We start from the raw sequence: 12634 nt of genomic DNA, 5'->3' as shown, positions 1-12634 counted from the left end.
AGAATAATAGGAGTACAACCACGCCCCCTACAACAATCACCGGTTGCCAAACAGTCAATTGTTGCCAGGCAAGGGCAACAGACTATGAGGGACCAATACGTAAGAGAGCTTGTTTCAGCTGCTTCTTTGAAAGTAATTGATAACGCGCCTTCATCCTACCTTGTTACCCTGTTGCACAACAAGCGTTATTTTTCTCACAAGGCAGATTCTATGCTGCTGCGCTTCAGGCCCCAACAAGTATTACATCAGTAGCCGGTATAATAGCTAGATAAATATAGCCTATTAAACCTATGCCTGGGAATAGCCAATGTTCCCTGAGAAGCTTCTTTTTTCACGATTTTTTACCTTTCCCCCTAATTTCCCTGTTCTCCCGTATACTCTTTTCCATATATTTGGCTACTTAACTAATTTTTCAAAAACCACCGTATGACAATTCTTAAAAGAGCGATCTTCCTGCTTCTTTTGTCCTGTACCTTGCACTCAACCAGCAACGCACAGGCTAATTATGAATGGAAGGAAGGCAATTCCGGAGGCTACACATACCGGTATGTAACGGATGACCCCATGCAAGCCCGTTTCTATACCCTGAAGAATGGCCTCACCGTTGTGTTAAGCGTTAACAAAAAAGAACCCCGTATCCAAACATTGATCGGGGTGCGCGCCGGTAGCGATAATGATCCGGCAGACCACACCGGTCTTGCCCACTACCTGGAGCACCTGCTGTTCAAGGGAACCGATAAATTCGGCTCGCTGGACTGGAATAAGGAAAAGACCTACCTGAGCGAGATCGAAGGCTTGTATGATACCTACAATCATACCTCCGGCAATGATGCCCGCAAGGCTGTGTATCACAAGATAGACAGCGTTTCCGGGCTGGCAGCCAAATACGCTATTGCCAATGAATACGATAAGATGATGACCGGGATGGGCGCCCAGGGCACCAATGCGCATACCTGGGTAGAGGAAACCATCTACGAAGAAGATATTCCTTCCAATGCCGTAGACAAATACCTGGCCGTGCAGGGAGAGCGTTTCCGTCAGCCTATCTTCCGCCTTTTCCATACAGAGCTCGAAGCCGTGTATGAAGAAAAGAACCGCGGCCTGGATAATGATGGCCGCAAAATGTACGAGACCATGCTGGCAGCGCTGTTTCCCACGCATAATTATGGACAGCAGTCTACCATCGGTACCGTAGAGCATCTGAAAAACCCGAACCTGAAAGCGATCCGCGATTTCTACGAAGCTTATTATGTGCCTAACAATATGGCCATTGTAATGGCCGGTGATTTTGACCCGGATTACGTGATCAAAAAGATAGACCAGCAGTTTGCTTACATGCAGCCCAAACCCGTAAAGGAATACAAAGCTGCTCCTGAAGCGCCGATCACCGCACCCATTGTAAAAGAAGTATTTGGCCCGGACGCAGAAAACGTGAACATCGCGTTCCGTATGCCCGGCTCACTGGATGTGCAGTCTACCGTATTGCTCCAGGTGCTCAGCCAGATCCTGAACAACGGTAAAGCCGGCCTGCTGGACCTTAACATCAACAGGCAACAGAAAGTACTGAACGCAGGGGTTAGCCAGCTGCAATGGAAAGACTATACTGTTTTTGCATTGAGCGGTAAAGCCAAACAAGGCCAAACCCTGGAAGAAGTAAAAGACCTGTTGCTGGGGCAGCTGGAGATCCTGAAGAAGGGAGAGTTTGATGAATCACTGGTAAAGGCCATTGTTAACAACGCCAAACTGACTGAATTACAGGGCCTGGAAAGCAATGGCAACCGTGCCAACACTATCATGGACGGCTTTATTAAGCACAGAGGCGAAAACTGGCTGAGCGATGTGAAGATGATAGACGACATGAGCAAGGTAACCAAGCAGCAGATCGTTGATTTTGCCAACAAGTACTTCAGCAATAACTACGTGCTGGTATATAAACGTAAAGGAGAAGACAAGAACATCCAGAAGGTACTGAAGCCTGCTATTACGCCGGTGGAAGTGAACCGCGAGGCACAGTCTCCCTTCCTGCAATCCATTGCCGCCATCCCTGCTACACCGGTTCAACCGCAATGGCTGGACTACAACAGGGATATACAGAAAAGCAAGATAGGTCCTGCAGAAGTACTGTATGTACAGAACAAAGACAATGACCTGTTCCGCCTGCACTATCGTTTTGACATGGGTAGCTGGAACAATAAGAAGCTACCGCTGGCAGCTCAGTACCTGCAATTCCTGGGCACAGACAAATACACCACGGAAGAGATCAGCAGGCAGTTCTACAACATTGCCTGTAACTTTAACGTGATGTCAGGTACGGATGCGACGATGATTACCATCTCCGGCCTGCAGGAAAATTTTGATAAAGCAGTGGAACTGTTTGAGCACCTGCTTACACATTGTCAGCCCAACGAAGCGGCCCTGACCGCACTCAAAGGACGCCTGCTGAAAGCCCGTACTGATAATAAGCTGAGCAAGGTGGCTATTATGCGCGGCCTGGTACAGTATGGTATGTATGGCCCTAAGAACCCGTACAACAACCAGTTGAGCAAGGAAGAACTGGATGGCCTTACTTCTGCAGAGCTGACAGAGATGCTGCATACACTGCCTTCTTATAAGCATACGGTTATTTACTACGGCCCGCAACCGCTGGCCGCAACAACAGCCGCTGTTAAAAAGCTGCACATACTACCGGCTTCTTTCAAGGCTACGCCGGAGGCGGTGAAATTTGAGAAGAGCACACAGGCAAACAACCAGGTATTGTTTGCTGACTATGATATGGTACAGGCCGAAGTGAACTGGGTGAGGAACAACGGTAGCTTCAGCCCGTCCAGCACTGCTGTGGTTAACCTGTTCAACAATTACTTTGGCGGCGGCATGGGTTCTATTGTATTCCAGACCATCCGCGAATCAAAAGCACTCGCTTACTCTACCTATGCTTTCTATGTAACGCCTGAGAAAAAAGAAGACCGTTACTCCGTGGTAGCATACGTAGGCAGCCAGGCAGATAAAATGAACGACGCTATCAATGGCATGAATGAACTGCTGAATGATATTCCGCGTTCTGACAAGCTGCTGGAAACTGCAAAGGAAAGCCTGAAGCAGGATATCGAAACAGAACGTATCACCCAGGACGGCATCATTTTCAGCTATCTCAAAGCACAGAAGCTGGGCCTGAATAATGACTACCGTAAAGATGTATACACTGCTGTCAATAAACTGAACTTCGATAATGTGAAGCAGTTCCATGACGAGAACCTGGCGCATAAGCCTTATACTTATTGCATACTGGGCTCTGAGAAGAATATCAACATGGACGATCTTAAGAAATTCGGCGAGGTGAAGAAAGTAAGCCTCGATGAGCTCTTCGGATACTAAAAAATAAAAACTAAAAAATAAAAAAGTAAAAGGGCGCGGATGATCTCTGCGCCCTTTTACTTTTTTATTTTTACTTTTTTACTTTTGTGCCTCACAATAAAGTGTTAAAACCTTCGTTATCCTAATACTAAAAAGCCCTTGTGAGATGCCGCGTTGTAGTTGGTTTAGCTTATTGCTGCTATTGTTGATACCCTTAAGCGGGTTTAATAATGAGAGCGGGTTGTACACCGTAAAACTGAGGCCGGATGATATTGATGCCGACAAAGTTTTCCTGCTGGTAGATAAAAGCGATTACCGCTTGTATCTTTATGAAGATGTCAAATTACGCAAGATCTATAAAGTTGTGTTCGGGAGCCGCGAGCTGGCTGATAAGCTGATACAGGGCGACCGCCAGACGCCCGAAGGCACGTTCCATATCCAGGCCAAACGTTATGACGGCCGCTGGAGCAGGTTCATGTTACTTGATTATCCCAATGAAGCTTCCTGGGCTAAATTCCATCAACGCCAGCAGCAAGGTTTGGTTGGTCCCAACGCAGATATCGGCGGTGGTATCGGTATTCATGGCGTGGAGTATGGCTCCGGTATACGCGACGCTTATGTAGACAGTCGCATTAACTGGACACTGGGTTGTGTAAGTATGAAAAATGCAGATGTGAACGAGCTGTATGAACTGCTTAAGATAGGAACGCCCGTGGTAATACGCCGCTGATCATTGCTTATCCAGGAAGGCGTTGACTGCAGCCGTCCATTTTTCCTTTTCATTCCTGTAAAAAGACTGGTGCCCGGAGTGCTCAAACACAACGAGCTTTTTATCTGCACTGCCCAGCTGGTGGAAGATGCTGTTGGTTTCGTGTTCCATTACGCGGATATCCCCCCGTCCCCAGCAAAGCAATACTGGCATATGTAGATCCCTGGCGTAGCTGGCGGGTTTATAGCCAAGTGCCCAGAAACCCTGTTCTATACCGCCCCAGAAAGTAATGAGCTGGGCAAAGGGAGTGCCGGGCATGTGCACGGCCCACATGCGGCTTTTTACGGCATCAGTTAAAGTGGCGAAAGGCGCTTCCAGGATCACTTTATCTGGCTGCAGATGATATTGCGGCACAGCTTTTAAAATAGCAACGGCGCCCATGCTCATGCCCCAGAGTATCACCGGTTGCGTGGTTCGCTTACGCACATAATCATATGCCAGCTTTACATCTTCCGCTTCCTTATAGCCCACGCTGCAGGTATGGCCATCACTGTTACCATGGGCCCTGAAATCGAGGAGGAAAGTATTATATCCCTGCTCCCGGAAATACATGGCCTCTGGCAGTTTAGCGCCTTTGTTGCTGCCATAGCCGTGCAATAGTACCACGGTACCTTTAGCGCTTCGGGCGGCAGGAATCCACCAGCCTTCCAATCTTAAACCATTATCGGTTTTGAGATACACCATTTCATAGCTTACCTGCGGAAAGGCGCTGAGCACTGGTTTAGAGAGATCCACGCCAAACAGGATGGTTTGTGTTTTTTCCCAGGTGTTCATCTGTTCCGGGCGCTTATTGCGATGCCCCGCATCATCATAGAAATGGGTGAATTTCCAGGCGTGAAAAGCCAGGATCACGTTGAACACGATCAACAGTATAAGGAGGATGCGGAGTGAACGTTTCAGGTATTTCATAAACAATACAAAGGTAAGGACGATCGCTTAACGAAGCCGTATGCGCCGGATGGGAGAACTGGGTTTAAAAGTAGTCCGGATGAAGTAATACAGGATCACACAGGCAGCCAGCACGATGCATACTGGCAGGAGATAAACCAGCCAGGAAGCAAAATTGTCTTTCTTTGCTGCGTTTTCAATCCCCTCGCTGATCATCAGCAGGTATACAAAGTACACCACTGTCGCGAAAAATAAGAGCGCCCACAAAGGATACCTGAGAAAGCAGGCGCCTAAAAAGAGGCCCAGGGAGAAGAACAGCAGGAGATAGATGGGTTGCTGAAAACATCTCCAGCGCTGTTCTACGATAAGATCGATCTGACCTTGTATGCGGTGTATATTTTCCAGGAGGGCATAGGTGCCTGGCGGGTGAAACCCGTACCAGGAGTAGCCAAGTCCGTTGAACTGCTGCCAGTCCACTTCCTGTGGGCTGATGCCTACAGCTGCCAGGGTATCCAGCCAGGTAAGGGCATATGCCTGTTCCCGGGAGATGTATTTACTGATCGAGTCTATCAGTTGTTTCCTGGGGGCAGCCAGTTCTTTATGCAGCGGTTTTGTTGCGTTGTATAAGGAAAAAAGCCCTAAGGTATCGGATGGCGCTGTAGCGGTTTTTGGCAACAACCTGGACTGCTGTAATGATAGCGACGGTTTTACAAAAGCAGCAAGCAGAAAGGTTGCCAATGACAGTGGCAACAGGATGAGCAAAAAGCCGGGGAACAATCTTACCGGCTGCTGGTACCAGGCCCTGGCCAATTCCCGGCCTGCAATGCCGGCTGCAAAGAAAACGGCCGCATTCAGGCACACAATGGCGGCATACAATAGCACCAGCAGCAGTAATTTGAGCAGTAGCAGCAAAGAGAGGTGCTGGGCAGCAACACGGTGACTGTAAAAGAAATAAGCGGTATACACAACAGCCAGTACCGCCAGCATGATGGCAAACGGCCGCCCCCAGTGACGGGTAAATAAGTGCCAGGTGTTTCTGTTCATAGGCGCTGGTATATCAAAGCTGACAGTTGACAGTTATCAGTCGACAGTTACCTAATGCCGAAGGAAAACTACTGACAACTGTTAACTGACAACTGTCAACTTCCTTACAGCTTTCCGCGTTTGATCTCTTCTACCACTGCCGGATCCAGCAGGGTAGAGGTATCGCCCAGGTTATCCAGCTCGCCTTCTGCTATCTTGCGCAGGATGCGGCGCATGATCTTACCGGAGCGTGTTTTCGGAAGCCCGCTTACAAACTGGATCTTATCCGGTTTGGCAATAGGCCCGATTATGCGGGACACGGTCTGTATGATATCTTTTTTAGTCAGCTCAGGATCGTGGGTGGCCTTTTCCGCGATCACGTAGGCGTAGATACCCTGCCCTTTAATATCGTGCGGGTAGCCTACTACTGCGCTTTCTACTACGCCGGCGTGCATGTTGATAGCGTTTTCCACTTCGGCGGTGCCGATACGGTGACCGCTTACGTTCAGTACATCATCCACACGGCCGGTAATGCGGTAGAAGCCATCTTCATCGCGCAGACAGCCGTCGCCCGTGAAGTAGAGATTCTCGTAGGTAGCGAAGTATGTTTTGCGGCAGCGCTCATGATCGCCATAGGTAGTGCGCAGCATACCGGGCCAGGGAAATTTGATACAGAGGTTGCCGTTCACGCCATTGCCGCTGATCTCTTTTCCGTTCTCGTCTACCAGTACGGGTTGGATGCCCGGCAAAGGCAGGGTGGCATACCCGGGCTTTTCTTTGGTAATGCCTGCTATGGGCGTGATCATGATACCGCCCGTCTCTGTTTGCCACCAGGTATCTACGATCGGGCATTTATCTTTACCTATCTGTGTTTTGAACCAGTGCCATGCTTCTTCGTTGATTGGCTCACCTACGCTGCCCAGTTTACGGAGAGAGCTGAGGTCTTTATGATTCACGGGGCCCAGGCCAAAGCCCATGAGGCTGCGGATAGCGGTAGGCGCGGTATAGAGGATGTTTACCCTGAACTTATCGGTAATATCCCATAACCTGCCGGCGTCGGGCCAGGTAGGGATGCCTTCAAACATGAGGGTGGTGGCGCCTGCGCTCAGCGGCCCGTAGAGGATATAGCTATGACCCGTGATCCAGCCGATGTCGGCGGTACAGAAGTACACTTCGCCGGGCTGGTACTGGAAGGTGTTTACAAAGGTGTAATTGGCGTATACCATATACCCGCCGCAGGTGTGTACCACGCCTTTGGGTTTGCCGGTACTGCCGGAGGTGTAGAGAATGAACAGCATATCTTCCGCATCCATTTCTTCTGCAGAGCAGGGCGGGTTGCCCTGGGTTTCTACTGCCTTGATCTCATCTTCCCACCACACGTCGCGGCCTTTGAGCATGCTCACCGGCGTGCGGGTACGCGTACAAACGATCACCCGTTTTACGCTGGGGCAGGCCATCAGGGCATCGTCTATTACAGATTTGAGCGGAATGTCTTTATTGCCGCGGAAAGCGCCATCGCAGGTGATCACCAGGCTGCATTGCGCATCCTGGATCCTGTCTGCAATAGACTGTGCGCTGAAGCCGCCGAATACCACGGAGTGGATGGCCCCGATACGGGCGCAGGCCAGTACGGCAATGGCCAGTTCGGGAATCATGCCCATGTAGATACAGACGCGATCGCCTTTTTTAACGCCGTTATTCTTCAATACGTTGGCAAACTGGCATACCTTGTTATACAGTTCACGATAGGTGAGAATGCGGTGACGCTCTTCGGGGTCGTTGGGTTCCCAGATGATAGCAGGAGTATTGCCTAAAGAGCCCAGATGACGATCGAGGCAGTTTTCCGTAATATTCAGTTTTCCGCCCTGGAACCATTTGATGTTTGGTTCTTTAAAGTTCCATTCCAGCACCTTATCCCATTTGCGCCGCCACATAAAGGTCTCGGCCACATTGGCCCAAAAACCTTCCGGATCCACTACGCTTTGGTGATAGGCTTGCTGATAGTCGTCAAAATTCTTGATCTGATACGGGTAGGCCATAGCTGCTTTTGTTTTTTGGTTACAACGGAGAGTAAATTTATTTTCTTTTCTCCATTTCTCCCAGCCGTCTCTGCACATATTTGGAAACTGCAGGGTCTTCTTCTTTGGGCCCCGCCAGCAGGAGGTAGCGGCGGTAATAGCGTTTGGCCGCACCAGGATCCTGTAAGTGCTGGTCATAAATGCGGGCAATGCTATACTGGCGAAGGGGACTGTGGAAGAGGTAGTAGGCGGTATCCAGGCAGGCGGTGGCCTTTTTATAAGATCCCAGGTTTTCATAGTTGGCGCCCATGGCGGTGTAATAATCGTCCAGGCTTTTTGATTTGGCAAGGTCGATACATAATTGCAGGAGCGCATTGCTGCGGGGATAGTCTTTTAATGCGCTATAAGCCATGGCTGCGTAGTACATGGTAGCTTCGCTGTTTAATTGCTGGGTAGTCAGGAAATCATTTACGTATATGCATTCCTGGTACTGCCTGTTATAGTAACAGGCGGCGGCTACATAGGTATAGGCGGTAGCGGAGATGACCTTCAGGCGGATAAGGCGCTGGCCCAGTGCAATGGCGTGGGCATAGTCTTTCCGGTAAAAGGCGTTTTTAATGGCGGGGATGATGACGGATGTTTGCAGGGAATCGGTGGCCAGGTAGGTTTGCAATACACTGTCGGCAGCGGCATAGCGTTGCTGATCCATCCATTCTTCTGCGAGGCGGGCCACTACCTTGGGATCGGAGGGGTTAAGGATATAGGCTTTTTGCAGGCAGATAAAGCCACTATCGCTTAGCCGGGCAGCGAAATAGGCGAAGCTGAGCTGCCGGTAATAAAGGGCCTGCTGCGGGCGAAGACTGATCAGCTTTTGATAGTGGGGGATGGCCTGCAAGGGGTTTTCCTGCTGCATATAGATAGCCGCGAGGTACTGATGGGCAGAGATATGCTGGCTGTCCACCTGCAGGATCTGCTGGTAGGTATGAATCGTTTCAGGCCATTTGCCCCATTGATAGTACGCATAACCCAGGAGGGCCAGGTGCTGGGTATTGGCAGGGTTTACCCGGCTTTGCAGGTAGCCGGCGGCCTGTTCATACTGTTGGTCCTGGAACCAGGTTACCACCAGCGACTTGTCTATAGTATCCTGCTGTTGTGCATAGGCGGGCAAGTCATAACAGCTTGTCAATAACAGCAGGAAGAGAATAGGTTTGCACATGGTAAAGCATCTTTTCGTAAAACTAAGTATTTAGTTTAATAAAACGAAAGATTTAGTTATAGTAGTTATTATGAAAGAAAGAGGGTACTGGCCAGTACCCTCTTTCTTTTTATTGAAGATGCGTAAAATTATTTAGGTATTCTTACTACGTATGCGTGAGAGTTGACACCTTTGTTGGTATAGAATTCTTCGTATTTAATACTCTTATTCTTATAGCAAAGGTGGTCCCAGGTCAGCACAACAGTACCGTTGGGAAAGTTTACAGTAACGGTGAGCGTGGTATTCTGTGCGTTACTAAAATCCCAGGTAAGGGCGCTTTGGCCGCCATTGTTGTCGGTGTAGGTACCTGTTTTATCTGCTTTGAAAGTAATGTACTCGTTATCAAAGCTCTGTGTATTGGTGGCGCCGCCCCTTTTGTAGTATACTACAGCATTACCTGTAACACCTCTTGTTTCCTGGATCTTCCAGCCATTGGCTGTCAGGATCTGTGCGGTCACAGTGGTGTCTACCGGTTCAATTTTAACGGTATCGGTCACCTTTACAGTGTCGCGTACGGTAATGGTGTCATTGTCTTTTGAGCAGGAAACGAAGCCTACCTGCATTGTAAATAGCGCAATAAATGCAGCGAAGATGGATAACCCGAAGAATTTTTTCATAGGTATTGTTCTTGTAAAAACTGGTGCAAGATAATTATTCACCTGCCACCATACCATATATCTTTCGTGTTAACCCTTCTTTGGCCTGCAGGATCAGGGCTGGGACTTTTTACGGTATTTGTCGCCGCGTTCCCAGAATTCGCGGAACACTTCATCCATTACGGCAACGATCTTTTCTTTTTCTGCGTTGCTGAGGGCGGGCACCATTTTGCGGCTTGCTTCGGCTGGTTTGTCGAACCCGCGCATTTTGCGGTAAAAGGTGGGCACGCTCCAGGAACATTCTTCGCATACTTTCTCGCGGAAGCGGATAGGAAGATTGATCAGGCTGGAGTGGATATCCTGCAGCATATTAACAGGCACCGGCGTTTGAGGTACTAACTTCTTCATGGTCTCAAGGTTTTGGCTGTTTGATGTCAAATAAAATACTGGATGGTTTAATTAATAATACATCAATGTTAAAAGATAACTGCCTGCTTTAGTATCAGCAAATATATTGATAATGATCTGAACCATAATATTTTTATCTGATTATTTTATCATTTCGCCAATACGCTGCTAATCTGCTCTCATGGCTGATCTCCGGGAAATGTGGATTGTTTTGTGGATAATTTTTATAACAGCTTAAGCGCCCGATATATTGCAGCAGGTTGATTTAGCAAAGAGTATCCCTTGCCGTTAATGATATTTTTCTTATTGTTGCGAAATTTTAATTCGCTGATTGAAATAGGAATTATTTATATTGTAATAATGATATACTATGAAAAACTGACATAAACAAAAAGTGTAAAAAATTTAGTTTACCATGCAGCACGGGTTAATCCACATGGGCCAGCGCTTAAAGCAAATCCTCAAACAGAGAAAAATAAAGATTGTTGACTTCGCAAGAATGGCAGGCTTCACTAACCAGATAGCGCACTATCACCTCAGAAAAAGCGATATGAAAAGATCTACCCTGGAACGTTTCTGCGCGCTTGTAGGGATCAGCGCAGAAGAGTTTTACCAGTGGAACAATATGGTAGTGGTGAAGGGTGGCAAGGGACAGGTAACTACTGTCGCGCATCACGGTCAACGATTTACGGAACTGATAGAGGAGAAAGGCCTGAATAAGAGCAAACTGGCCAGACGTTTAGACATGAGCAGGAGAACCATGTACAACCTGTTCGAAAAAGCATTGTTTGAACCTGGGGAGATGGAAGTAGTAACAAAGGCACTGGAGATCACAGAGACTGCTTTCCTGCATCCCAACACGGTAGAGGATGTACGAACCGCGGATCCTGATGAGCTGCTGGCAATGCGGGAAAAATATTACCGCTTGCTGGAAGACTACAACCAGCTGTTAAAGCAGCATAATGCGCTAAAGGAGACTCTGGATACTTTCAAAAAGGATATTGTACAATTGCGCAAGCAAAGCCGTTCCAAAAAAGTATAAGCACTAAACCTTTACCACGCTTCCGGAAAGTTAACCACCCCTGAAATATTTATATTCTGTATACAAAAATGTAATGACCTGATTTTTTATCCCAACACAATAAAGATATTGATCTTAATAAGATTGATACAACACATTAATTGCTACAAGTAACAATTTTTGTTTAGGTTTGTATAGCCCAAAGATACTTTTGATATCTGGCCACTCATCCTGATTCAAAAACTGTTGATTATGTCAAGCACCCCGCAATTTCCAGAAACCTGGTTTATATCCATGGCCGTAATGGGAAGGCCTAACCTGTTGACTCGCCCGCGTTATTCTGCCATCATTGCCCGTCACCTGAACGCAGCGCATGAAGAACACCAGATCATCATCAGGAGTCATCTACTGTTGCCAGACCAGGTAATGCTGCTGATCCAGCCCTTTAGAGTACCGCTCACGGTGTGGATGCAGGATTTTATCAAGGACACCGCGATAGACCTCTGCGAAAGCCTCCGGGCCGACCAGCAGGACGAAAGGAAGGAATGGTTCGAATGTTTTGTGAACCGCCACAATAACGGGTATGATGTGCTGTGGCGCAATATCGAGCACCTGCCCGTTGCATCCAGGGAGGAATACGAGGCCTTTGAAGCAAGGATGCTTACTGCGCCCGTAAAGGCCGGGTTTGTGAGTAACCCGGATTATTATCCCTACACCTGGTTCAATAACCGTGCAGGGGTGATGTATACACCGCCTGTTTTTGAGGAAGACCAGCAGGACTGATCATAATAACAGCTGGCCTACCTCTTCCCAGGTATTTACCCTTTTGAAGCCTTCTACGTTCACGTTATGCGGAGCGGTAAACAGGAGGGGCTGTCCTTTAAAGACGCTCAGGTTCTTGATATGATCATCGATCATATAATCTGCATCCACAATATTCTTATAACCGCAGAAAACGATATTATGCCAGCTGATAAAGGGGAAATACTCCTCCAGCCAGGCCAGCTTTTCAGAAAGTGACTGCGGAAACTCCATGGCCGCGGAAACGATATACACTTCATGTTTATCCTGCAGGGCCTTAATTACTTCCTGTGCACCAGGGATCACCGGTTTGGTACGGAAGAAGCCGGGGGTGTAAAGGAACTGGCGTACCACTCCTTCCAGGGGGAACCCGCTGGTTTCCGGCTTACCCAAAAGGGTTGCTTTCTCTACTTTAACGCCATAACGCGCTGCATACCAGTCTATATACTGCTGAGTACTGTCTGCCATTACGCCATCCATGTCAATTGCAATTCTTGCCATATC

Annotated in this window: 11 protein-coding genes; 4 read left to right on the top strand and 7 right to left on the bottom strand. The window is 48.2% G+C overall.

Annotated elements, in window-relative coordinates; translation table 11 throughout:
• Positions 1–426: 426 nt before the first annotated feature.
• Positions 427–3372, top strand: coding sequence for a M16 family metallopeptidase (locus ACR9Y8_RS16635; RefSeq protein ID WP_481214370.1), 2946 nt, complete (start codon positions 427–429; stop codon positions 3370–3372).
• Positions 3373–3517: 145 nt separating this feature from the next.
• A complete protein-coding gene (locus ACR9Y8_RS16630; protein ID WP_481214369.1) occupies positions 3518–4081 on the top strand; it encodes a L,D-transpeptidase family protein in 564 nt (187 codons plus the stop codon).
• Here the strand turns inward: ACR9Y8_RS16630 and ACR9Y8_RS16625 are convergent, their stop codons facing one another.
• The 6 genes from ACR9Y8_RS16625 to ACR9Y8_RS16600 all read right to left on the bottom strand — a co-directional run bounded on the left by ACR9Y8_RS16625 (position 4082) and on the right by ACR9Y8_RS16600 (position 10308).
• Positions 4082–5029, bottom strand: coding sequence for an alpha/beta hydrolase (locus ACR9Y8_RS16625; RefSeq protein WP_481214368.1), 948 nt, complete (start codon positions 5027–5029; stop codon positions 4082–4084).
• 27 nt (positions 5030–5056) lie between these two features.
• Positions 5057–6052 carry a hypothetical protein gene (locus tag ACR9Y8_RS16620; protein WP_481214367.1) on the bottom strand — a complete coding sequence of 332 codons (996 nt, stop codon included), beginning with the start codon at positions 6050–6052 and terminating at the stop codon, positions 5057–5059.
• 104 nt (positions 6053–6156) lie between these two features.
• Positions 6157–8070 (bottom strand): acetate--CoA ligase, encoded by a 1914-nt coding sequence (gene acs / locus ACR9Y8_RS16615; RefSeq protein ID WP_481214366.1) that lies wholly within the window; start codon positions 8068–8070, stop codon positions 6157–6159.
• 37 nt (positions 8071–8107) lie between these two features.
• Complete coding sequence (locus ACR9Y8_RS16610; protein WP_481214365.1) at positions 8108–9265, bottom strand: tetratricopeptide repeat protein; 1158 nt, start codon at positions 9263–9265, stop codon at positions 8108–8110.
• Between the two features lie 128 nt (positions 9266–9393).
• The gene (locus ACR9Y8_RS16605; RefSeq protein ID WP_481214364.1) at positions 9394–9921 is read right to left on the bottom strand and encodes a hypothetical protein; all 528 of its coding nucleotides are present in this window, start codon (positions 9919–9921) and stop codon (positions 9394–9396) included.
• 93 nt (positions 9922–10014) lie between these two features.
• Positions 10015–10308, bottom strand: a complete 294-nt coding sequence (locus tag ACR9Y8_RS16600) for a hypothetical protein (protein ID WP_481214363.1) — start codon at positions 10306–10308, stop codon at positions 10015–10017.
• A gap of 415 nt (positions 10309–10723) precedes the next feature.
• Here ACR9Y8_RS16600 and ACR9Y8_RS16595 point away from each other — a divergent pair, with 415 nt between their 5' ends.
• Together ACR9Y8_RS16595 and ACR9Y8_RS16590 are read left to right on the top strand one after the other, a co-directional pair.
• Positions 10724–11350, top strand: a complete 627-nt coding sequence (locus tag ACR9Y8_RS16595; RefSeq protein ID WP_481214362.1) for a helix-turn-helix domain-containing protein — start codon at positions 10724–10726, stop codon at positions 11348–11350.
• Between the two features lie 231 nt (positions 11351–11581).
• Complete coding sequence (locus ACR9Y8_RS16590; protein WP_481214361.1) at positions 11582–12112, top strand: hypothetical protein; 531 nt, start codon at positions 11582–11584, stop codon at positions 12110–12112.
• Here ACR9Y8_RS16590 and ACR9Y8_RS16585 read toward each other — a convergent pair whose 3' ends face one another.
• Complete coding sequence (locus tag ACR9Y8_RS16585) at positions 12113–12631, bottom strand: 5' nucleotidase, NT5C type (protein WP_481214360.1); 519 nt, start codon at positions 12629–12631, stop codon at positions 12113–12115.
• Positions 12632–12634 lie beyond the last annotated feature (3 nt).

Source organism: Chitinophaga sp. SVR4-12A (genome assembly GCF_056754765.1).
The sequence above is the reverse complement of the archived record's forward strand: the minus strand, read 5'-3'. Positions and strand labels throughout refer to the sequence as shown.